At 63.5% G+C, this 21,687-nt stretch carries 19 protein-coding genes; 14 read left to right on the forward strand and 5 right to left on the reverse strand.

Features of this window, described 5'->3' with window-relative positions:
* Positions 1–7: 7 nt before the first annotated feature.
* From FJ980_RS16610 to FJ980_RS16625, 4 genes are all read right to left on the reverse strand, one after another.
* Positions 8–973, reverse strand: a complete 966-nt coding sequence (locus FJ980_RS16610) for an ABC transporter permease (protein WP_140544531.1) — start codon at positions 971–973, stop codon at positions 8–10.
* Positions 970–2,523 (reverse strand): sugar ABC transporter ATP-binding protein, encoded by a 1,554-nt coding sequence (locus tag FJ980_RS16615; RefSeq protein ID WP_140544533.1) that lies wholly within the window; start codon positions 2,521–2,523, stop codon positions 970–972. The genes FJ980_RS16610 and FJ980_RS16615 overlap by 4 nt, the downstream gene beginning before the upstream one ends.
* A 154-nt stretch (positions 2,524–2,677) precedes the next feature.
* Entirely contained in the window at positions 2,678–3,673 is a 996-nt protein-coding gene (locus FJ980_RS16620) for an ABC transporter substrate-binding protein (protein WP_140544535.1), read from the reverse strand.
* 337 nt (positions 3,674–4,010) lie between these two features.
* Complete coding sequence (locus FJ980_RS16625) at positions 4,011–5,516, reverse strand: altronate dehydratase family protein (protein WP_140544537.1); 1,506 nt, start codon at positions 5,514–5,516, stop codon at positions 4,011–4,013.
* Positions 5,517–5,871: 355 nt separating this feature from the next.
* Here FJ980_RS16625 and FJ980_RS16630 point away from each other — a divergent pair, with 355 nt between their 5' ends.
* The 6 genes from FJ980_RS16630 (at position 5,872) to gndA (ending at position 11,819) form a co-directional block, all read left to right on the forward strand.
* On the forward strand, positions 5,872–6,774 hold the full coding sequence (locus FJ980_RS16630; protein ID WP_140544539.1) for a GntR family transcriptional regulator: 903 nt from the start codon (positions 5,872–5,874) through the stop codon (positions 6,772–6,774).
* A 144-nt stretch (positions 6,775–6,918) separates the two neighbouring features.
* Complete coding sequence (locus FJ980_RS16635) at positions 6,919–7,266, forward strand: hypothetical protein (RefSeq protein ID WP_140544541.1); 348 nt, start codon at positions 6,919–6,921, stop codon at positions 7,264–7,266.
* Between the two features lie 88 nt (positions 7,267–7,354).
* On the forward strand, positions 7,355–7,912 hold the full coding sequence (locus tag FJ980_RS16640; protein WP_140544543.1) for a copper chaperone PCu(A)C: 558 nt from the start codon (positions 7,355–7,357) through the stop codon (positions 7,910–7,912).
* Positions 7,913–7,943: 31 nt separating this feature from the next.
* Complete coding sequence (locus FJ980_RS16645) at positions 7,944–8,462, forward strand: YcnI family protein (protein WP_140544545.1); 519 nt, start codon at positions 7,944–7,946, stop codon at positions 8,460–8,462.
* Between the two features lie 52 nt (positions 8,463–8,514).
* Positions 8,515–10,143, forward strand: a complete 1,629-nt coding sequence (locus FJ980_RS16650; protein WP_140544547.1) for a copper resistance CopC/CopD family protein — start codon at positions 8,515–8,517, stop codon at positions 10,141–10,143.
* Positions 10,144–10,331: 188 nt separating this feature from the next.
* On the forward strand, positions 10,332–11,819 hold the full coding sequence (gene gndA, locus FJ980_RS16655) for an NADP-dependent phosphogluconate dehydrogenase (RefSeq protein ID WP_281406332.1): 1,488 nt from the start codon (positions 10,332–10,334) through the stop codon (positions 11,817–11,819).
* Positions 11,820–12,128: 309 nt separating this feature from the next.
* On the opposite strand, the gene FJ980_RS16665 is transcribed toward gndA, so the two are convergent.
* A complete protein-coding gene (locus FJ980_RS16665; RefSeq protein WP_140544553.1) occupies positions 12,129–13,175 on the reverse strand; it encodes a LacI family transcriptional regulator in 1,047 nt (348 codons plus the stop codon).
* 384 nt (positions 13,176–13,559) lie between these two features.
* Here FJ980_RS16665 and FJ980_RS16670 point away from each other — a divergent pair, with 384 nt between their 5' ends.
* From FJ980_RS16670 to FJ980_RS16705, 8 genes are all read left to right on the forward strand, one after another.
* On the forward strand, positions 13,560–14,798 hold the full coding sequence (locus FJ980_RS16670) for an ABC transporter substrate-binding protein (RefSeq protein ID WP_140544555.1): 1,239 nt from the start codon (positions 13,560–13,562) through the stop codon (positions 14,796–14,798).
* Positions 14,799–14,883: 85 nt separating this feature from the next.
* Positions 14,884–15,777, forward strand: coding sequence for a sugar ABC transporter permease (locus tag FJ980_RS16675; protein ID WP_140544557.1), 894 nt, complete (start codon positions 14,884–14,886; stop codon positions 15,775–15,777).
* Positions 15,770–16,702: a carbohydrate ABC transporter permease gene (locus FJ980_RS16680; RefSeq protein ID WP_140544558.1), complete on the forward strand. Its 933-nt coding sequence runs from the start codon at positions 15,770–15,772 to the stop codon at positions 16,700–16,702. The genes FJ980_RS16675 and FJ980_RS16680 overlap by 8 nt, the downstream gene beginning before the upstream one ends.
* The gene (locus FJ980_RS16685; RefSeq protein ID WP_181181227.1) at positions 16,702–17,811 is read left to right on the forward strand and encodes an ABC transporter ATP-binding protein; all 1,110 of its coding nucleotides are present in this window, start codon (positions 16,702–16,704) and stop codon (positions 17,809–17,811) included. The genes FJ980_RS16680 and FJ980_RS16685 overlap by 1 nt, the downstream gene beginning before the upstream one ends.
* A gap of 36 nt (positions 17,812–17,847) precedes the next feature.
* Positions 17,848–18,600 (forward strand): sugar phosphate isomerase/epimerase, encoded by a 753-nt coding sequence (locus FJ980_RS16690; RefSeq protein ID WP_140544560.1) that lies wholly within the window; start codon positions 17,848–17,850, stop codon positions 18,598–18,600.
* A gap of 5 nt (positions 18,601–18,605) precedes the next feature.
* Entirely contained in the window at positions 18,606–19,748 is a 1,143-nt protein-coding gene (locus FJ980_RS16695; protein ID WP_140544562.1) for a Gfo/Idh/MocA family oxidoreductase, read from the forward strand.
* Between the two features lie 213 nt (positions 19,749–19,961).
* Complete coding sequence (mgrA, locus tag FJ980_RS16700; RefSeq protein ID WP_140544564.1) at positions 19,962–21,008, forward strand: L-glyceraldehyde 3-phosphate reductase; 1,047 nt, start codon at positions 19,962–19,964, stop codon at positions 21,006–21,008.
* Between the two features lie 249 nt (positions 21,009–21,257).
* A complete protein-coding gene (locus tag FJ980_RS16705) occupies positions 21,258–21,662 on the forward strand; it encodes a Fur family transcriptional regulator (protein ID WP_042640862.1) in 405 nt (134 codons plus the stop codon).
* Positions 21,663–21,687 lie beyond the last annotated feature (25 nt).

Below are 21,687 nucleotides of genomic sequence, written 5' to 3' on the forward strand. Positions count from 1 at the left end.
GTAGGAGTCATTTGCCGCGACGGCGCAGGCCGTCGAAGTAGACGATGACGATGATCAGCAGGCCGGTGATGACGCGCTGCCAGAAGGTGTTGACGTTGAGCAGGTTGGCGCCGTTGTTGATCGTCGAAAGGATGAAGGAGCCGATCAGCGGTCCGTGCACGGAGCCGATGGCGCCGAACAGCGAGGTGCCGCCGATCACCGACGAGGCGATGGCCTGAAGCTCATAGGTGTCGCCTTGCGTGGGGTTGCCGATGCCGATGCGCGAGGCCAGCAGCACGCCGACGATGGCGGCGAGCAGGCCAGACAGGATGTAGGCCATGAAGATGGTGCGCGGCACGTTGACGCCCGACAGACGCGCGGCCTCCGCATTGGAGCCGACCGAGAACAGGTAACGGCCCCAGCGCGTGTGGTGCAGGAACACGTAGGAGGGGATGGCGACCAGGATGACCATCCAGAACAGATAGGGGATGCCGAGCAGCGAGCCGCGGGAAAACGCCTGAAAAGGGTCGCTGTTGATGGAGATCGAGTTGCCGTTGGTCATCAAAAGGCCGATGCCGCGCAGCGAGGTCATGGTGGCCAAGGTGATGATGAAGGGCGGCAGGCCCATCTTGACGATGCCGAAGCCGTGGAAGAGGCCGATAGCGACGCCGACCAGCAAGGTCGCCAGCACCGCCGCCCAGATCGGCCAGCCGGCATTGATCAGCAGCGCGACGATGACCGTGGTGAAGCCGACCACCGCGCCGACGGACAGGTCGATGCCGCCGGTGATGATGACGAAGGTCTGGCCGACGGCCAGGATGGCGATCAGCGAGCCCTGACGCAGAAGGTTGGTGATGTTGAGCGTCGTGGCGAAGGACGGCGTGGCGAAAGCCAGCACGATCCACATCAGGAGCAGAAGGCCAAGCAGCGTCAAGCCGAACAGGGCGTTGAAATTGCGCTTGGATCGTTCGGCGGGGATCGCCTCGGTGCTCATATCTGTCCTCCCGACTTTTCTTGTTTCTCGGCCAGTGCCTGACCCAAAATGTCCTCGTGGCTCGCGGTCCGGAAACCATGGGTCGCGACCAACTTGCCGCGCCGGAACACATGCAGCGCGTCGGCAAGCTCGTAGACTTCCGGCAGATAGGACGAGATCAGGATGATACCGGCGCCCTTGGACAAGAGCGTCGAGAACAGGCGGTAGATCTCGGCCTTGGTGCCGACATCGACGCCCACCGTCGGCTCGTCGAAGATGAACAGCTTGGCGCCATGCGCCAGCCATTTGCCGATGACGATCTTCTGCTGGTTGCCGCCTGAGAGGCTTGAAGCCAGCGCATGGCGCGTCGGTGTCTTGATCCTGAGATCGGCGATCTGGCGGTCGGCCTCGGCCTTCTCCTTGGCGCCGGAGATCAGAAAATTGCTGGAGATGCGTTTGTAGATCGGCAGGTTGAGGTTCATGCCGACCGGCAAATTGAGGCACAGGCCCTGGTCGCGGCGGCTTTCCGGCGCCAGCGCCATGCCGAGCCGGATCGCGTCGTGCTCGGAATTGACCTGGACCTCCTTGCCTTGCCAAAGGATCTGGCCGGCCGATTTCCTGTGGCGGCCGTAAAGCGTGGTGACGAACTCGCTGCGGCCGGCACCGATCAGGCCGTAGAGGCCGACGATCTCGCCGGCGCGGACGGTCACCGAGACATTCTCGAAGCCTTTGCCCGAAAGGTTCTTCGTCTCGACGATGGTGGCGCCGGGGGTGAAATGCTCCTTGTGGTAGATCTGCTCGATCGAGCGGTTGATCATCAGCTTGACCAGCTCGGCTTCGTCGGTCTCGGCGATGTTGCGGGTGCCGACCAAAGTGCCGTCGCGAAGCACGGAAACGCGGTCGGCGAGCTCGAACACTTCCTCCATGCGGTGGCTGATATAGATGATGGTGACGCCTTCGCCCTTGAGCCGCCGGATCAGCTTGAAGAGCTGGTCGGCCTCCTTGCGAGTGAGGTAGGCGGTCGGCTCGTCGAAGATCAGGAATTTGGTGCCGCGCACAGTGGCTCGCGCCGCGGCGATCAACTGCTGCTGGCCGATGGTGAGGTCGCCGAGCACGACATGCGCCGGCAGGTCGAAGCCGAGGCCGTCGATGATCTTCTGTGCGTCCTTGACCATGGCGCGCTGCTGCAGCAGGCCGAAGCGGGATTCCTCCTCGCCGAGGAACATGTTGGCGGCGACGGTGAGATGGCGGCACAGCACCACCTCCTGGTGGACGGCGTTGATGCCGAGCGCCATCGCCTCGTACGGGGTGGCGAGCGCCTCGGCTTTGCCTTCCCAGATCACCTCGCCGGAGGTGCGCGGCATGACGCCGGTCAGAAGCTTGATGAGGGTGGACTTGCCGGCGCCGTTCTCGCCGACGATGGCGTGGATCTCGCCTGCCTTGAAGGCAAGATGCACAGGCTTCAGCGCATGCGTGCCGGGGTAGCGCTTTTCCAGGCCGTTGAGCTCGAGGATCGTCCTGCCCGGTTCCAGCGTAGGGGCCGGATGCAATTCCTGCGCCGTCGACGTCATGACAATCCTCCCAGATTGGCCTCAACCATTGGGTACGCAGCGATGCGTCTGGCGCGCATCTTGAAGGCGGAGCCTAAATCGGGCCGGCGAACTTCCAAATCGCCCCCGATGTTTCCGGGGCGCGAGGCCCCGGAAACGACTGTCGCGACGCTGCTCACTTGAGCTTCGGGTTGAGCAGCGCGTCGATCTTGGGATCCTTCATGTTGTCCTTGGTGACGAGGTTCGCGCCGGTGTCGACATTGGCCTCGACCTTCTCGCCCTTCGAGGCGGCCAAGGCGGTCTTGATGCCGTCATAGCCCATCCGGTACGGATCCTGGACGACGAGGCCCGAGATGACGCCGTCATTGAGGAACTTGATCAGCTTTTCGTCGCTGTCGAAGCCGATCAGCGCCACCTTGCCGCCGAGATTGTTTTCGGCGATCGCCTGGCCGACGCCCTGCGCCATGATCAAGTTCGAGGCGAAGATGCCCTTGAGGTCCGGATTGGCAGTGATCAGGTCGGTCGCGATGTTCAAGCCCGTGGTGGCCTGGCCGTCGGCATATTTGTCAGCGACAAGCTCGAGGCCAGGATACTTGGCCTTGATCTGCTCGATGAAGCCTTGCTTGCGCTGCTCGAGCGAGCCGGCGCCGGGAAGCGCCGTGATCAGCGCGACTTTGCCTTCTATCTTGCCGCCGTTGGCGGCGCCGATGGCGGCGGCGAGGCCGTCAGCGGCGACGCGGCCGCCCTGCACGTTGTCGGTGGTCAGGAAGGAAGTGAAGGCCTTGGAATCGGCGCCGGAGTCGATGCCGATGACCTTGACCTTGGAGGCAGCCTCGTCGATCGGCTTGCCGAGCGCCTTGAACTCGGTCGGCGAGATGACGACGGCCGCCGGGTTGCTGGCGACGGCGTTTTCCAGGATCGAGATCTGGCCGTTGACGTCGGTTTCAGCCTGGGCGCCGAGTTCCGGCACATTGACGCCGAGATCCTTGCCGGCCTTGCGGGCACCGGCCAGAACGATCTGCCAATAGAAGGATGTGGTATCCTTGACGATGATCGGAATGGTCACGTCGGCCGCCGAGACGGGCGCGGAATGTATCACCCCGGCGAGCATCGAAGCGGCGGCCAAAGCCACGAAGCCGCGGCGGTTGAGAAGGCTGATCACGAATTTCATTAGGTTCCTCCCTAAGTCGCCTGGTGAAGGTTGCGGAAGCTCCATCTGGATAGGCGCGGCCCAAACAGAACTTTATCAATAAAAAACAGATACCGTTTTTTGATAGAGCATTGCCGTGACCGATGCAAGCGATGTCTGTTGCCATGCATGATGCGGGTCAAGGCCCGTTCGGCTCCTCCCTGGCAGTGCTCGGATGCTCCCGTTCCTCCTTATCGGCATGGAACGATAATTTCATATTTCTGTCAATATGGAATATTCATTCCATAGAAAAAGCCTGCACGGTTGTGAAGGTCGCCTCCTGTTGTCGGTGGCGCTTCCGACGCGATACGGCCTGCGATTAAAGCGTCGCGCCGAGGTGCCAGGGCACGAATTCGTTGTCGCCGTAGCCGAACGCCTCGCTCTTGGTCTTGCGGCCGGACGCCGTCTCGATGATCAGCTCGAAGATCTCGCGCCCCATGCCGGGAATCGTCTTCTCGCCCGAGGCGATGACCCCGCAATTGACGTCCATGTCCTCTTCCATCTGGTGATACATGGTCGAATTGGTGGCGACCTTGATCGACGGAGTAGGCCGGCAGCCGAAGCAAGAGCCGCGGCCGGTGGTGAAGACGATTACGTTGGCGCCGCCGGCGACTTGGCCGGTGGCCGAGACCGGGTCGTAGCCGGGCGTGTCCATGAACACCAGGCCGCTGCCCGAAACCTTCTCGGCGTAGCCGAAGACGCCGTTGAGCGGCGTCTGGCCGCCCTTGGCGACCGCGCCCAGCGACTTCTCGAGGATCGTGGTCAGGCCGCCGCGCTTGTTGCCGGGCGAGGGATTGTTGTCGATCGAGGCGCCGTGCTTGGCGGTATGGTCCTCCCACCACTTCACAAAGCCGTCGAGCTTTGCGGCGATCTCGGGCGAGGCGGCGCGGTAGGCCAGCAGATGCTCGGCGCCGTAGATCTCGGTCGTCTCCGACAAGATGCCGATGCCGCCGCAGTCTGCCAGGATATCGACAGCGGCGCCCAATGCCGGGTTTGCGGTGATGCCGGACATGCCGTCCGAGCCGCCGCATTGCAGCCCGACGACGATCTCCGAGACCGGGATCGGCTCACGCTGCAGCTGGCCGACCTCCTCGGCTATCTCGGCCAGAACGCCCATCGCGCGCTCGACAGATTTGCGCGAGCCGCCGGCTTCCTGGATGTTGAAATGCCGTTTTCCCGCGGCCACGCCCTTATGGCCGTAAAGCGTAAGCTGGTTGACTTCGCAGCCCAGGCCCACCATCAGGATGCCGCCGAAATTCGGATGGCGCGCATAGCCGGCTAAGGTGCGGTGCAGAACCATCATGCCGTCGCCGGTGGCGCTCATGCCGCAGCCCTGGCCGTGCACGATCGGCACGAAGCCGTCGATGCCGGGATATTTCGGCAGAAGCGTGCGGTTGGCTTCGTCCGCAATGGCATGGCAGACGGTCGATGAGCAATTGACGCTGGCGATGATGCCGATGAAGTTGCGCGTGCCGGAGCGCCCATCGGCGCGGCGGTAGCCCATGAAGGTGCGCTTGCGGTCGGCCTCGGTGGCGTGCTCGGCCTCGCTCGGCGGCACCACCGGCAAGCGGCCGCTCTCGAAAACCAGATTGTGCGAATGAACATGCTCGCCGGGCGCGATGTCTTGCGTGGCGCGGCCGATCGCCTGCGCGTATTTCACAACCGCTTCGCCCGCCGGGATCGGCTTGATCGCCACCTTGTGGCCCGGCTCGATCACGGCAGCCGCGGTTGCGCCGCCCGGCAATGGCGTTCCAATCTCGATGCGCCCGTTGGCGACGGCGACATTGTCGGAGGGTGAGAGAAGGATGGTGTTTGCAACGTTCACGGGCGGCTGTCCTGGGTGATCCTGGGAATGCGGGCGGATTGACTTGCGCCCGTTTAAAGGTAATGTCTTTTATCGGGAAAAAACAATTTTGCGTCAATTGTTTTTTCGCTCGGTTGGCGCTCGTCTTTTGGACGCCAGCGCCGCCCGTTTGGCAAGCCGGCGAAAAACGTTCCGCTTTTCGGAGGCTTGCGCCAGAGCAATTCCAGGAAAAGTGCGTAGCGGCTTTCCGTCCGGAATTGCGCAGAAACAAAGATTTGGCGCAGTTCGGCGATTCCGAGAAACGCTGAACTGCTCTAGGAACACCGACCATATCGCGTTTCCGGCAGGCCGCCGCAAGCGTTGGGGGATAAGGGGCATGTCGAAAAGCAACAATGTCTACAAAGACGCCTATAACCGCTGTCTGCGGCTGCTCGACGAGACCAAGAGTCTGCCGTCGGAACCGGAACTCGGCACGCTGCTCGGCGTCAGCCGCACCACGGTGCGCAGCATCCTTGCGCGCATGGAAGAAACCGGGCTGATCGACTGGAACAAGCGCAACAAGACGGTGCTCAGGGCGCCGCGGCCAGAGGATTTCTTCCCCGAGGAGGAGACCGACTCGCTGGCGGAGATCATCGAGCGCTCCTTCATGCGTCGCCTGCTTGCGGGGGGCGCGGAAGCCGGCATGCAGATCAACGAGCTGGAGCTGGCGCGCGAGATCGGCGTCGGCACCACCAGCGTGCGCGAATTCCTGATCCGCTTCTCGCGCTTCGGGCTGATCGAGAAGCGGCGCAACAGCCACTGGGTGCTGAAGGGTTTCACGCGCGCCTTCGCGCTGGAGCTGACCGAGATCCGCGAGATTTTCGAGCTGCGTTCGGCGGCGGCTTTCGCCGCGCTGCCGGAAGATAGCGCGGTATGGGCCGATCTTGACCGGCTGGAGCTCGAGCATCGCCAGCTCGCCAGCGAAATCGCCACGCGCTTCAACGAATTCTCCGAGCTCGACGAGCGCTTCCACCGGCTGATCCACCGCGCCTCGCACAATCGCTTTATCGTCGACTTCTACGATGTCATCGCGATGATCTTCCACTACCACTATCAGTGGAACAAGGCTGAGGAGCGCCAGCGCAACGAGGTCGCTATTCAGGAGCATCTCGCTTACATCGCGGCGCTGAAATCGCGTGATCCCGGCAAGGTGGACGCCGCCTGTCGCAAGCACCTGAAGTCGGCGCGCCAGACGCTTCTGACCTCCATTCCTGAAGGGCGGCAGATGCAGCCCGCCTGATAGGCGGGCCGCGATCCACAACGACCCATCGCGCCGCGTTGCCGCAGCGCGGTTTTGCCGATTTCCCGCGCGCATTCCGCGTGCTACCGTCGAGGCGTTTCCGGGAGAGGCTTTGCGTTGGATATCCGGCTGAGACGAAGGAGCATGCCGGCCGCGTTCGTCGCGGCGCTGCTTCTATTGCTTCAGTCCTCTCTCGGCGCTTTCGCCTTCGGCGCGCCTTCGCAGCTCGACGCCTTCGGCAACGTCATCTGCACGCATGAAGGGGCCGTAAAACTCCCCGGCGGCGATCCCCACCAGCAGCATCTGCCGGCCTGCTGCTCGCTCGGCTGCAACATGGTTACGGCGGCGCATCTGCCGCCGCCGGAAGCCGGCGCGCTGGCCAGGACCCGGCTTTTCGAGGCCGTCGCCTTCCAGCTTCCGGCCTTCCGGCACCAGGATTTCGCCCGCGACCGCTCTCCGGCCAATCCGCGCGCGCCGCCGGCGATGGTCTGATCCGCGGAACGTTTCGCGGGCCCATTCATCCAAAGATCAGACTGTTCGCGGCCGCATTCCGGCGCGATCCCGTACTCATGGAGCAACCATGTCCAATCTTCTTCCCAAGGCGCAAGCCTTCGCCCTTCGCGGCGCGCCGCCGTTTCACCTCCAGCTGCGCGTTGGCCTTGCCGTGCTCAGCCTTTTTCTTCTCTTGGCCTGCATTCCCGCCGCCCTGGCGCATGAGTTCAAGATTGGCGATCTCGAGATCGAGCATCCCTGGTCGCGGGCGACGCCGCCGGGCGCCAAGGTGGCCGGCGGCTATTTCACCGTGATCAACAAGGGCAGCGCGCCGGACCGGCTGCTGTCGATCTCCTCCGACATCTCCGACAAGGCCGAACTGCATCAGATGGGCGTCAAGGACGGCGTCATGACCATGCGGCCGGTCGAGGGCGGGTTGGAGATCCCTGCCGGCGGCAAGGTCGCGCTGACGCCGGGCGCCTACCACCTGATGTTCACCGGCCTGAAGCGGCAGCCGAAGCAGGGCGAGAAATTCCCCGCGACGCTGACCTTCGAGAAGGCCGGCAGCGTCACCGTCGAGTTCGCCGTCGGAGGCATGGGCGAGACGGGGAGTGGCGATATGGGCGACATGGATCACGCCGAATAATCCGCCCAATTCGAAATCAGAGGGACAATTCATGAACAAGTATCTTTTGGCGGCGGGCGCGCTTTGCGCGCTCGGGACCAATGCCGCGCTCGCCCACATCACGCTCGAAACGCAGGAAGCGGCCGTCGGCTCGACCTACAAGGCCGTCTTGCGCGTGCCGCATGGCTGCGAGGGCAAGGCAACGACCGTCGTGCGCGTGCAGATACCCGAAGGCGTCATCGCGGTGAAGCCGATGCCCAAGCCCGGCTGGACGCTGCAGGTCAAGAAGGGCAAATACGAGAAATCCTACCAGCTCTATGGCGAGACCTTGACCACCGGCGTGAAGGAAGTCGACTGGAGCGGCGGCAATCTGCCCGACGAATTCTATGACGAATTCGTCTTCCGCGCCTCGCTGGCCGCCGATCTGCCGGCCGGCCAGATGCTCTATTTCCCGGTGGTGCAGGAATGCGGCGATGCCGCCGAGCGCTGGATCGAGATCCCGGCGGCGGGCCAGGATGAGGACGCCTTGGAAACGCCTGCGCCCGGCATCAAATTGCTGCCGAAGAAATGATCTCTGTTGGCGCGCTCCCTCGGGATGCGCCAACATTTCCAGTTATGACGGCATGAACGCAGCACTGCCTTCCTCGATGAACCGCATGCTTGCCGGCTCGCTTGTCTGGCTGGCGGCAATGCTCGTGGCGATGGCGCTGCTCGTCGTGCCCGGCCGCGCTTTGGCGCATGCCGCGCTGGTCGCGACCGACCCGGCTGACGGCGCCGTGCTGACGCAAAGTCCCGGCAAATTCTCGCTGACCTTCAGCGAGCCCGTCTCGCCGCTGGTGCTGACGCTTGTGCGGCCGGACGGCTCGCAGCTTGCGCTGACATCCTTCCGTCTCAAGGACCAGACGGTCGAGATCGACAATCCCGAAGCGCTCAAATCCGGCACGCATGTGCTGAGTTGGCGGGTCGTTTCGGTCGACGGTCATCCGGTCGGCGGCTCGGCGCTGTTTTCCATGGGCGCGCCAAGCGCGGCACCAGTGGCGGGTGAGGCCGTCGACTGGACGCTGCGGGCAGCGATCTGGCTCGGCAAGCTGTTTCTCTATGCCGGGCTTTTTCTCGGCATCGGCGGCGCGTTCGCACTTGCCTGGCTCGCCGAGGACCGGCGCCGTGGCCAGCGCTTTGTCGCCGCGGCACTGCTCTTCGGCCTCGTCGCGGCGCCGGTGTCGCTTGGGCTGCAGGGGCTGGACGGGCTCGGCGCCCCGCTCGCCCGGTTTGCGGCGCCGACAGTCTGGAAGACCTCTCTGGAGACGAGCTTCGTCTGGACTGTGCTGATCGGCCTGATCGCGCTCGGTCTCGCGCTGCTTTCCTTTGCCGGTCCGTCAGGCCTTCGCAAGCTCTCGGCAAGCGCAGCACTGCTCGGCGTCGGCGCCGCCCTCGCTGTCAGCGGCCACGCCAGCGCCGCCGAACCGCAATGGCTGACGCGGCCGCTGGTGTTCCTGCACGGCACCGCAATCGCCTTCTGGGCCGGTTCGCTGGCGCCGCTCGGCCTCGCGCTGCGGCAGCAGCCGGCGGAAGCGAAGGCTTTCCTGCGGCGCTTCTCGCGCGCGATACTGCCAGTCGTGGCTGTCCTTGCCGCCAGCGGCATCGTGCTGGCGATCATCCAGGTGCAGCAGCCGGCAGCGTTGATCCATACCGCTTATGGCCGGCTGCTGCTGCTCAAGCTCGCTCTGCTGCTTTTCCTTTTCACGCTTGCCGCCATCAACCGCTGGACGTTGACGGCGCCGGCCGTGGCCGGCGACACCGAGGTGCAGCGGCGGATGGTGCGCTCGATCGGCATCGAGGTGGTCATCGTGCTTGCCATCTTCGGCGTCGCCGCCGGCTGGCGCTTCACCCCGCCGCCACGCGCGCTGGCGATCGCCGCCGCGCAGCCGGTTTCGATCCACATCCACACGCTGAAGGCGATGGCCGATCTCAGCATCACGCCGGGCCATGCCGGCGAGGTCGCCGCTTCGATGATGATCATGACCGGCGATTTCGGACCACTCGACGCCAAGGAGGTGACGCTGGTGCTTTCCAAGCCGGATTCCGGCATCGAGCCGATCAAGCGGCCGGCGAGAAAGTCCGGCGACGGCACCTGGCGTATCGACAATCTCGTCATCCCGTTCCCTGGCCGCTGGAACGCCCGGCTCGATATTCTCGTTTCGGACTTCGAGGTGGTGAAGATCGAGGCGCCAATCGATATCCGCGCAGAGTGAAATTGAGAGTGAATGGTGAATAGTGAATGGTGAATAGCAGGCGATTTTCGCTTCCGCGTCGCGACGACGTTCGCCTGTCCATTTCACTATTCACCATTCACCATTCGCCCTCAGTCTTCACCCTCGGTCTCACCGACCTCGATACAATTCTGCGAGACGGTTGACGCCGCCGCCAAGGCCCGTCATTCATCTGGGAAAGGCGTTCTCCGGGACGCAACCCACAACAAGCATCCGAACGCAGGGAAGAAACGATGGAAAAAGCCGAAATCGGCCTGATCGGCCTTGGCACGATGGGTTCCAACCTGGCGCTCAACATCGCCGAGCACGGGCACCGCATCGCCGTCTTCAACCGCACGCCATCGCGCACCGACGCCTTTGTCGATAGTGCCGGTTCGCTGAGGGACATGGTCGTTCCCTGCTACAGCCTGGAGGAGCTCGCCGCTGCGATCCGGCCGCCGCGGCCGATCATCATCATGGTGCTGGCCGGCAAGCCGGTCGACGAGCAGATCGCGGCGCTGGGCTGCGTGCTGTCGGCCAACGACATCGTCGTCGATGCCGGGAACGCCAATTTCCGCGATACGATGCGCCGCTTCTCAGAGCTGTCCGGCTCGGGCCTGACCTTCATCGGCATGGGCGTATCGGGCGGCGAGGAGGGCGCGCGGCACGGCCCCTCGATCATGGTCGGCGGCACGGAAGAGTCCTGGAAGCGCGTCGAGAAAGTGCTGACGGCGATCTCGGCCAAGTTCAAGGACGAGCCCTGCGCCGCCTGGCTCGGCACCGACGGCGCCGGCCATTTCGTCAAGACCATCCACAACGGCATCGAATATGCCGACATGCAGATGATCGCCGAGATCTACGGCATCTTGCGCGACGGCCTCGGCATGGCGCCGAAGGAAATCGGCAAGGTCTTCGAAGAATGGAACAAAGGCCGGCTCAACTCATACCTTATCGAGATCACCGCAAAAGTTCTCGCCGCCGACGATCCCAAGACCGGCAAGCCGGTTGCCGACGTCATCCTCGACCGTGCCGGGCAGAAGGGCACCGGCAAATGGTCGGTCATCGAAGCGCAGCAGCTCGGCATTCCGGCGACGGCGATCGAGGCGGCGGTCGCGGCGCGCGTGCTGTCCTCGATCAAGGATGAGCGGCAGGCGGCGGAAAAGGCCTACGGCAAAATCGGCGTCGAGAAGATTTCCGGCGACAGGGGCGCGCTGCTCAAGGACCTGGAGCTGGCATTGTTCGCCGGCAAGATCGCGGCTTACGCACAAGGTTTCGCGGTGATGAGCGGCGCTTCCAAGGAATTCAACTGGAACCTGCCCATGCCGACCATCGCCAAGATCTGGCGCGCCGGCTGCATCATCCGCTCGCAGATGCTTGACACGATGGCCGAGGCCTTCGGTTCGGGCGGCGCTTCCACCAATCTGCTGATGGCGCCGGCTTTCATCGCCATGATGAAGGAGGCGCATCCGTCGCTGAGGCGCATCGTGGCGCGCGCCTCCGAAGCCGGCTCGCCGGTGCCGGCACTGTCGTCGGCGCTCGCCTATTTCGACAGCTACCGCCAAGGACGCGGCACCTCGAACCTGATCCAGGCGCAGCGCGACTTCTTCGGCGCGCACGGCTTCGAGCGCATCGGGGAAGAGGGGGCGTTTCATGGCCCATGGGGGAGTGGCGCCGCCTAGACTTGGCTCGCGCCGAGCCGTGGGGCGACTCTCCCGTCGTCATCCACGGGCGAAGCAAGGAGCGAAGCGACGCGGCGCAGACCCGAGGATCCATGCCGTCACGTTTGCCACAGAATACTGCGGCCCAGAAAAGCGCTCCGATGGCACCATTATCTGCACCGCTGCAGCTCTCGGAATTCACGGAATGGATCCTCGGGTCTGCGCGTCCGCTTCGCTCCCGCTCCGCCCGTGGATGACGAAGTTCAGGGGCTTCGGCCAATCTCCGCCGTAGTCGCAACCCGGCGAAAATCATTTGGTCAGGGACCATAACTAACCTCGGTAAGGCAAAACCTCGCTCGGCGTGCTGAGCGATTGCAGCGTGCCTGGATCGGCGCCGCCGATCCAGCCGAGCACGGCGCGGGCGAGCTCGGAGCCGGCGAGCCGGAAATTCTCGTTGACGACGAGCAGTTCCCGCCGGAACAGATGCAGCAGTTCCGACGATTGTTTCGACACCACGTCGACGTCGCGGCCGAGCTTCAGCCCGGCGTCCTCGATGCCGGCCACGATGGCGAGCGTCGCGGCGGCGGCGCTGCTGACGAAGCCGTCCGGACGGTCCTTGCGCCGCATCAATTGCGCGGTCCGCATCCTGATCTGCTCGATCGACTGATCGATGGAGACGGTGTTGAACGGCACCTCGCTGGCACCCACCTCGCTCAGCGCATCGGCAAAGCCGGCGACCGTATGGCCGTGATAGGTGAGGCCGACCGGAGGCGTCACCAGGGCAAGCCGGTTGCGGCCCCTGCCGGCGAGGTAGCGGACGGCTTCGCCGGCAAAGGCGTAATTGTCGAAGTCGTGATAGGGATGCACCAGCCCCATGTCGGTGCGGCCATGCGTGGCGAAAGGAATGCCGCGCTCCAGCATATAGCGCGCCCGTGGATCGTTGGGCTGGGTGCGCGAGATGATGACGCCGTCGGCCGAGCCCGTCTCGACCAGGTAGCGCACCGGGTCCAGCGGATCCTGCGAGCGCGAATAGGGCGTGACGATCAGATGGTATTGCGTGTCTGCGATCACCTCGGTGACGCCGTAGATGATGTCCGAGACGAAGCTCATGAGCTCGTGCTCGGTGTTCAGCACAAGCGATATCACGTTGGTCTTGCCGGTTCTCAAGCGTACGCCGGCGCGGTTCGGGCGATAGCCGATCTGCTTGGCGACGAGCTGGACGCGGCGCCTTGTCTCGGCGCCGATCTCGGGCGCATCCTTCAGCGCGCGCGAGACCGTCGTGACGCCCAGCCCGGTCATGAAGGCAAGCGTCTTCAGCGTCGGCCGTTCCTTGCCCGACGTGTCGTCGTCGCCCTTCTTCGTTATCCGTCTATCCATCGTCCCGCCCGTCAGGCGCATAGCAGTCGCGGGGCCGACCGGCAATCGTGCGGCGGTGACATTTGCGCGACCTTCAGTTTGCGGCTCGGCTCAATATACTGAAACGTTACAGATTGCCAATCTTCGTGATCGACCGGCGAGATCGAACCCTCTGAATCACAGATGCGGAGAGGGGCCGAAGCTCGCTGGAATCACAAAGAAATATCGGTCCGAGCCTGCTTCTTGCACCAATCGTCTGATCCGACACCGGCATTGCCGCCTCGGAAAAAAGATTTTGTTCGCGCCGCGAAAAAATCTTGACCGGCCTTAAGGCGAGGGGTTGCCTAGGCGGATCATTTGCCGTATCGAAAATCTGTAACGTTTCAGATTCTGGGAGGAGCCGAAATGCGATACAAAATCCTGACTGCCGCCTTTGCCGCGACAGTTGCGCTCAACTTCGCCGGCCCGGCGGCCGCGACCGACCTGGAAGTCACCCATTGGTGGACTTCCGGCGGCGAGGCGGCGGCGGTGGCCGAGCTTGCCAAGGCATTCGACGCGACGGGCAACCACTGGGTCGACGGCGCCATCGCAGGCTCCGGCGGCACGGCACGGCCGATCATGATCAGCCGCATCACCGGCGGCGATCCAATGGGCGCCACCCAGTTCAACCACGGCCGCCAGGCGGAGGAACTGGTGCAGGCCGGGCTGATGCGCGACCTCACCGATATCGCCACCAAGGACAAGTGGACGGAGATCGTGCGGCCGAAGAGCCTGCTCGATAGCTGCACCATCGACGGCAAGATCTATTGCGTGCCGGTCAACATCCATTCCTGGCAATGGCTGTGGCTGTCCAACGAGGCCTTCCAGAAGGCCGGCCTGCCAGTGCCGAAGGACTGGAACGAACTAGTGGCGGATGCGCCGGCGCTCGAAAAGGCGGGCATCATTCCGCTCGCGGTCGGCGGACAGGCCTGGCAAGCCTCGGGCGCCTTCGACGTGCTGATGGCCGCGACCGGGGGCACCGACACGTTCCTCAAGGTCTACAAGGACAAGGATGCCACCTTCGCGGCAGGCCCGGAGATTGCAAAGGTGTTCAAGGCGGCTGACGACGCCCGCAAGATGGCCAAGAACACCAATGTGCAGGACTGGAACCAGGCCACCAATCTGGTCATCACCGGCAAGGCCGCCGGCCAGATCATGGGCGACTGGGCGCAGGGCGAGTTCCAGGTTGCCGGCAAGACGGCCGGCAAGGACTATACCTGCCTGCCCGGCCTCGGCCTGAACGAAGTCATCGCCACCGGCGGCGACGCCTTCTACTTCCCGCTGCTGAAAGATGCCGACAAGTCCAAGGCCCAGGAGGTGCTGGCCGAGACGCTGCTCGATCCGAAGACGCAAGTCGCCTTCAATCTCAAGAAGGGCTCGCTGCCGGTGCGTGGCGACGTCGACCTCAACGCGGCGAACGACTGCATGAAGAAGGGCCTCGCCATCCTCGCCAAGGGCGCCGTCATGCCGTGGACGGACCAACTGCTTTCGCAGGACAGCCAGAAGCAGAAGGAGGACCTGTTCTCCGAGTTTTTCGCCAAGCCGGACATGACAGTCGAAGAAGCGCAGAAGCGCTTCGCCGCCATCATCGCTTCGGCCGATTGATTTACCGGCGCCCAGCCAGCTCCCGGCCCCTGCCTATCGGGGGTTGGGAGCATGATGTCCTCATTGCCCCAGCCCGGCTGTCCAGATGAGCAATAGCGAACGCCCCAACCAGCTTTTCCGTAACCTCAATGCGAAGATCGCATCGATTCCGATGGTGCTCACCGCGCTTGTGGTGTTCGTCGGCGGCACGGCGTGGACGGTTCTCTACTCCTTCACCAATTCGAAGCTGCTGCCACGGCTCAACTTCGTCGGGCTCGACCAGTATCACCGGTTGTGGGCGACGCCGCGCTGGCTGATCTCGATCGAAAACCTTTTGATCTACGGCGTGATCTCGCTGGTGTTCTCACTGGTGATCGGCTTCGTCCTGGCGGCGCTCCTCGACCAGAAGATCCGCTTCGAAGATACGTTCCGCACCATCTTCCTCTATCCGTTCGCGCTGTCCTTCATCGTCACCGGGCTGGTCTGGCAATGGCTGCTCAACCCGGATTTCGGCATCCAGCGCGTCGTGCGCGATCTCGGCTGGACGAGCTTCAGCTTCGACCCGCTCTATAATTCCAGCATCGTCATCTACGGCATTTCCATCGCCGCGCTCTGGCAGGGCACGGGGCTGATCATGTGCCTGATGCTTGCCGGCCTGCGCGGCATCGACGAAGACATATGGAAGGCCGCGCGGGTGGACGGCATCCCGATGTGGAAGACCTACCTGTTCATCGTCATCCCGATGATGCGGCCGGTCTTCATCACCACGCTGGTCATCATCGCCGCCGGCATCGTCAAGGTCTATGATCTCGTCGTGGCGCAGACCAGCGGCGGGCCGGGCATCGCCTCCGAAGTGCCGGCAAAATACGTCTACGACTACATGTTCTTCGCCCAGAATCTCGGCCAGGGTTTCGCCGCCTCGACCATGATGCTGCTCTCGGTGATGATCGTCATCGTGCCATGGGCCTATCTCGAATTCGGAGGCCGCCGGCGTGGTTGATGTCGCTGCCTCCCCGTCCGATGCGGGCGTCCTTCCGCGCGACGACGCCGGGCCCGCCGGAGCGAAGCCGCGGCATGCGCTCTCGCGCCGCAACATCTTCCTCTACGGCACGCTGATCGTCGTGGCGCTCTATTACCTTTTGCCGCTCTACGTGATGATCGTCACGTCGCTGAAGGGCATGCCGGAAATCCGCCTCGGCAACATCTTCTCGCCGCCGGTGGAAATCACCTTCGAACCCTGGGTGAAAGCCTGGGCGACCGCCTGCACCGGCCTCAACTGCGACGGGCTCTCGCGCGGTTTCTGGAATTCGGTGCGCATCACCGTGCCTTCGGTGCTGCTGTCGATCGCGATCGCATCGGTGAACGGCTATGCCTTGGCCAACTGGCGCTTCAAGGGCGCCGACACCTTCTTCATCATCCTGATCGTCGGTGCCTTCATCCCCTACCAGGTGATGATCTACCCGATCGTCATCATCCTGCGCGAGATCGGCATATACGGCACGCTGACCGGCCTTGTGATCGTGCATTCGATCTTCGGCATGCCGATCCTGACGCTCTTGTTCCGCAACTATTTCACGTCGATGCCGGAGGAACTGTTCCGCGCGGCGCGCGTCGACGGCGCCGGTTTCTGGGGCATTTATCTGCGCATCATGCTGCCGATGTCGCTGCCGATCTTCGTCGTCGCCATCATTCTGCAGGTCACCGGCATCTGGAACGACTTCCTGTTCGGCGTCGTCTACACGCGCCCCGACACCTATCCGATGACGGTGCAGCTCAACAACATCGTCAATTCGGTGCAAGGCGTGAAGGAGTACAATGTCAACATGGCGGCCACCATCCTGACCGGCCTTGTGCCGCTCGTCGTCTATTTCATTTCCGGCAAGCTCTTCGTGCGCGGCATCGCTGCCGGCGCGGTGAAAGGATGATGATGGCAGCGGCAATCGCCAATCCCAGCGTTTCGATCCAGGACCTGTCGCTCAATTTCGGTGTGATGTCGGTGCTGAAGACGCTCAATCTCGACGTCGCCGAGGGCGAGTTCATCGTGCTTCTGGGACCGTCCGGCTGCGGCAAATCCACCTTGCTCAACTGCATCGCCGGCCTGCTCGACATTTCGGAAGGCCGTATCTTCATCAAAGGCAAGAACGTCACCTGGGAGGAGCCGAAGGACCGCGGCATCGGCATGGTCTTCCAGTCCTACGCGCTTTATCCGCAGATGACGGTCGAGAAGAACCTTTCCTTCGGCCTGCGCGTTGCCGGCGTGGCCAAGGACGAGATCGCCAAGCGCATCGCGCGCGCCGCCGAGATCCTGCAGATCGAGCCGCTGTTGCAGCGCAAGCCCTCGGCGCTCTCCGGCGGCCAGCGCCAGCGCGTAGCGATCGGGCGGGCACTGGTGCGCGACGTAGACGTCTTCCTGTTCGACGAGCCGCTCTCCAATCTCGATGCCAAGCTGCGGGCCGAACTGCGCGTCGAGATCAAGCTTTTGCACCGCAAGCTCGAAAACACCATGATCTACGTCACCCACGACCAGATCGAGGCGATGACGCTCGCCGACCGCATCGCGGTGATGAAGGGCGGCGTCATCCAGCAGCTCGATGCGCCGCAGACCATCTACAACCGCCCGGTCAACCGCTTCGTCGCCGGTTTCCTCGGCTCGCCGGCGATGAATTTTCTCAAAGGGGAGCTGGAGACGGGCGCCACGCCGACGTTCAAGGGCGATGGCGTTTCCGTGCCGCTCGACCGCTATCAGTTCGAGGGCGATGGTGGCCGCACGGCCAAGTCCTGCGTGTTCGGCATCCGGCCCGAGCACATCGCCTTCGGCGATGCCGCCAAGGCGATGCCGTTTACGGCCGAATCGACGGTCGAGATCGTCGACCCGATGGGGTCCGATACGCTGGTGTGGACGAAGCTCGCCGGCCAGATCATCTCCTTCCGCGTCGAAGCCGACAAGACGCTGCGCAACGGCGAAGCGATCCGCATCGGCTTCGATCCGGCGCGCGCCTCGCTCTTCGACGCTCAAACCGACAGCCGCCTTTAACGCCCAAAACCATCCCCCAAGCAGAACGGACAGGACATGAACTGGTCATTCCAACTCTACAGCGCTCGCAATTTTCAACCATGGAACGGCGTGGTGAAAATGCTCGGCGAGCTCGGCTACAGCCAGGTCGAAGGCTTTGGCGGCGTCTATGACGACCCGAAGGCGTTTCGCGCCGAGCTCGACAAGAACGGGCTTGCGATGCCGACCGGGCATTTCTCGATCGACGCGCTGGAGAACGATTTCGACGGCGTGCGCAAGATCGCCGACGCGCTCGGCATCAAGCTGCTGATCTGCCCCTATCTGATGCCCGATCAGCGCCCGTCCGACGCCGCCGGCTGGCGCGGCTTCGGCGAGCGCCTGGCCAAGGTCGGCGAGACGGCAGAAAAGGCCGGCTACGGCTTTGCCTGGCACAACCACGATTTCGAGTTCAAGGCGCTTGCGGACGGCTCGCTGCCGCAGGATCACATCCTGTCCGCAGCACCCGACATCGGCTGGGAAATGGACGTCGCCTGGGTGGTGCGCGGCGGCGCCGATCCGCTGCCCTGGATCGAGAAGCATGGCAAGCGGATCGTTGCCGTCCACGTCAAGGACATGGCGAAGCCGGGCGAGGGACTGGACGAGGACGGCTGGTCCGATGTCGGTCACGGCACGATCGACTGGGCGGGCCTGTTCAAGACGTTGCGCGCCAAGAGCGCGGCGCAATATTTCGTCATGGAGCAGGACAACCCCAACGACATCGAGCGCTATGCCCGCCGCTCGATCGCGGCAGCCAAGAGCTGGCAGGAGTAATCGAAATGGCAGACAAACTTGGCATCGGCGTCATCGGCTGCGGCAACATCTCGAAGGCGTATTTCTCGCTGGCGCCACTGTTCCGCGGCATCAAGATGCGTGCCTGCGCGGATATCAACATGGAGGCCGCGAAAGCGCGGGCGAAGGAGTTCAAGCTGCGCGCCGAGGGGGTCAACGACCTGCTCAAGGACGACGAGATCGACATCATCGTCAACCTGACGGTTCCGGCCGTGCATTACGAAATCTCCAAAGCGGTGCTCGACGCCGGCAAGCATGTCTATTCGGAAAAGCCGTTCGTGCTGTCGATCGAGGAAGGGCTCGATCTCAAGAAACGGGCCGAGAGGAAGGGCCTGCGCATCGGTTCGGCGCCGGACACGTTCCTCGGCGGCGCGCACCAACTGGTCCGCGATCTCATCGACAGCGGCAAGCTGGGCGCGATCACCAGCGGCACCTGCCATGTGATGGGCCACGGCATGGAGCACTGGCACCCCAATCCGGATTTCTTCTTCCAGCCGGGCGCCGGTCCGGTGCTCGACATCGGGCCATACTATGTCACCAACCTGATCCAGCTGATCGGGCCGGTGAAGCAGGTGGCGGCCTTCGCAACGACGCCGGCTAAGGAGCGGACGATCTCGTCGAAGCCGCGCGCGGGCGAGAAGATCCCGGTCAACACGCCGACCACCATCCATGCGCTGCTGGAATTCGCGAATGGCGCGGTGATCACGCTCAACACCAGCTGGGACGTCTGGAGCCATGGCCACGCGCCGATGGAGCTCTACGGCGAATTGGGCACCGTCTTCGTGCCGGATCCGAATTTCTTCGGCGGCGATGTACGCTTCACCGATTCGGCCAAGCCGGTGAAGAAGCTGCCCAAGTGGAACCATCCGTTCGGCGTGCCGAACGAGATGCACGGCCAAGGCATGATGGCGAATTATCGGACCGCCGGCCTTGCCGACATGGCAATCGCGATTGCCGAAGGGCGGCCGCACCGCTGCTCGATGGAGCTGGCGCTGCACGCCGTCGATGTCATGACCGGCATCCTGCGCTCCGGCGAAAGCGGCAAATATGTCGCCATGCAGACGACCTGCGAGCGGCCGGCCGCGCTCGGCGTCAAGGACGCGAAGGCGTTGCTGGCGAAGAAAAAGTAAAGCATGTCTCCCGAAAGTGGGAACCGGTTTCGGGGCAAAGACATGCGCAAATCAAAGCCTAAAGCGCAGGGAGCGATCTGAAAGATCGCGACGCGCTTTAGGTGGCAACCCCCTCTCCCCGTTCCGGCGGGGAGAGGGTAAGGGTTAGGGGCAAGCATCGATTCAATTCAGGCTGGCGGTGGTCGCCGCGCCGTTTCGATCCCGAGGATTCCCATGCCCTATGTCGCCGCCGAAAACCGCTACGAGAAGATGATCTATAACCGCTGCGGACGGTCCGGCCTGAAGCTGCCGGCGATCTCGCTCGGGCTGTGGCACAATTTCGGCAACGATACGCCGCACAGGACCAAGCAGGCGATCGTGCGCAAGGCCTTCGACCTCGGCATCACGCATTTCGATCTCGCCAACAATTACGGCCCGCCGCCCGGCTCGGCGGAAACCGCGTTCGGCGAGATTCTGCGCACCGATTTCGCCGCCTATCGCGACGAGATGATCATCTCGACCAAGGCCGGCTACGAGATGTGGGCCGGTCCGTACGGCGAATGGGGCAGCCGCAAATATGTGCTGGCCAGCCTCGACCAAAGCCTCAAGCGCATGGGGCTCGACTATGTCGACATCTTCTATTCGCACCGTTTCGATCCCGAGACGCCGCTCGAAGAAACGATGGGCGCGCTCGACCACGCGGTGCGCTCGGGCAAGGCGCTCTATGCCGGCATCTCGTCCTACAATTCGCAGCGCACGCGGGAAGCAGCCGACATTTTGCGCCAGCTCGGCACCCCTTGCCTCATCCACCAGCCGAGCTATTCGATGCTCAACCGCTGGGTCGAGGAGGACGGGTTGCTCGACACGCTGGAGGGGCTCGGCATCGGCTCGATCGTGTTCTCGCCGCTGGCGCAGGGCATGCTGACCGACAAATATCTCGGCGGCATTCCCGACGGCAGCCGCGCATCCCAGGGCAAATCTTTGCGACCGGCCTTCATCAACGACAAGTCGATTGCCAACATCAAGGCGCTCAACGCCATTGCCGGCCGCCGCGGCCAGACCTTGGCGCAGATGGCGCTGGCCTGGGTTCTGCGCAAAGGCCGCGTGACCACGGCGCTGATCGGGGCCAGCCGGCCGGAACAGGTCGAGGATTGCGTCGGCGCGCTCAAGACGCTCGAGTTCTCCGACGCCGAGCTCGCCGAGATCGACAGCCACGCCCGTGAGTCCGACATCAATCTCTGGGCGGCTTCGGCCGAACGCAAGGGGCCGCCACGCAAGTAGCGATTAGAGCAATTCCAGGAAAAGTGTGAGCGGTTTTCCGCCCGGAATTGCATCAAAACAAGGAGATAGGGCATTTCGCCGTTTCCGTGAAACGGTGAAATGCTCTAGCTGGCGAACCATCCCTTCCGGCGCGCGCCGGAAGGGATGCGCTGCGGAAACAGTGGCAAAATCGCTCGTTCGTCGTTATCTCAGGGGAATTGAAGTCGTTCGCATGCGAGATCTGCCGCGAGCGTCGATTGGGCGAACAAGATGACGGCAAGAGATGCGCTGACCAAGAACCAGCTCTGCGTGCTCGAGAAGCTCGAGGCGTCCAGCGGGCCGCTCAGCGCCTATACTTTGCTCGACCAGCTGCGCGAGCGCGGTTTCCGCGCGCCGCTGCAGGTCTACCGGGCGCTCGATACGCTGGTGAAGTCCGGCTTCGTGCATCGGCTCGAGAGCCTAAACTCTTTCGTCGCCTGCGCCGAGCCGCACGACCACAGCCATTCGATGACGGCGTTCGCCATTTGCGACAATTGCGGCCAGGTGACCGAGATGTCCGACCACGATGTCGGCCACCGGCTGGACGAATGGGTGCGCTCGACGGGATTTGCGGCCAAGAAGGCGGTGATCGAGTTTCGCGGTGTATGCGCCAAGTGTAGGGCGGAGGCGGCGTAAGCCATCACTTCGTCATACTAGGGCG

It is taken from the genome of Mesorhizobium sp. B1-1-5 (genome assembly GCF_006443065.1).
Taxonomy (GTDB): domain Bacteria; phylum Pseudomonadota; class Alphaproteobacteria; order Rhizobiales; family Rhizobiaceae; genus Mesorhizobium.

Coding starts and splice junctions, on each gene's coding strand:
- FJ980_RS16610 (WP_140544531.1), bottom strand. CDS start 973: ATGAGCACCGAGGCGATCCCCGCCGAACGATCCAAGCGCAATTTCAAC.
- FJ980_RS16615 (WP_140544533.1), bottom strand. CDS start 2,523: ATGACGTCGACGGCGCAGGAATTGCATCCGGCCCCTACGCTGGAACCG.
- FJ980_RS16620 (WP_140544535.1), bottom strand. CDS start 3,673: ATGAAATTCGTGATCAGCCTTCTCAACCGCCGCGGCTTCGTGGCTTTG.
- FJ980_RS16630 (WP_140544539.1), top strand. CDS start 5,872: ATGTCGAAAAGCAACAATGTCTACAAAGACGCCTATAACCGCTGTCTG.
- FJ980_RS16635 (WP_140544541.1), top strand. CDS start 6,919: ATGCCGGCCGCGTTCGTCGCGGCGCTGCTTCTATTGCTTCAGTCCTCT.
- FJ980_RS16640 (WP_140544543.1), top strand. CDS start 7,355: ATGTCCAATCTTCTTCCCAAGGCGCAAGCCTTCGCCCTTCGCGGCGCG.
- FJ980_RS16645 (WP_140544545.1), top strand. CDS start 7,944: ATGAACAAGTATCTTTTGGCGGCGGGCGCGCTTTGCGCGCTCGGGACC.
- FJ980_RS16650 (WP_140544547.1), top strand. CDS start 8,515: ATGAACGCAGCACTGCCTTCCTCGATGAACCGCATGCTTGCCGGCTCG.
- FJ980_RS16665 (WP_140544553.1), bottom strand. CDS start 13,175: ATGGATAGACGGATAACGAAGAAGGGCGACGACGACACGTCGGGCAAG.
- FJ980_RS16670 (WP_140544555.1), top strand. CDS start 13,560: ATGCGATACAAAATCCTGACTGCCGCCTTTGCCGCGACAGTTGCGCTC.
- FJ980_RS16675 (WP_140544557.1), top strand. CDS start 14,884: ATGAGCAATAGCGAACGCCCCAACCAGCTTTTCCGTAACCTCAATGCG.
- FJ980_RS16685 (WP_181181227.1), top strand. CDS start 16,702: ATGATGGCAGCGGCAATCGCCAATCCCAGCGTTTCGATCCAGGACCTG.
- FJ980_RS16690 (WP_140544560.1), top strand. CDS start 17,848: ATGAACTGGTCATTCCAACTCTACAGCGCTCGCAATTTTCAACCATGG.
- FJ980_RS16695 (WP_140544562.1), top strand. CDS start 18,606: ATGGCAGACAAACTTGGCATCGGCGTCATCGGCTGCGGCAACATCTCG.
- mgrA (WP_140544564.1), top strand. CDS start 19,962: ATGCCCTATGTCGCCGCCGAAAACCGCTACGAGAAGATGATCTATAAC.
- FJ980_RS16705 (WP_042640862.1), top strand. CDS start 21,258: ATGACGGCAAGAGATGCGCTGACCAAGAACCAGCTCTGCGTGCTCGAG.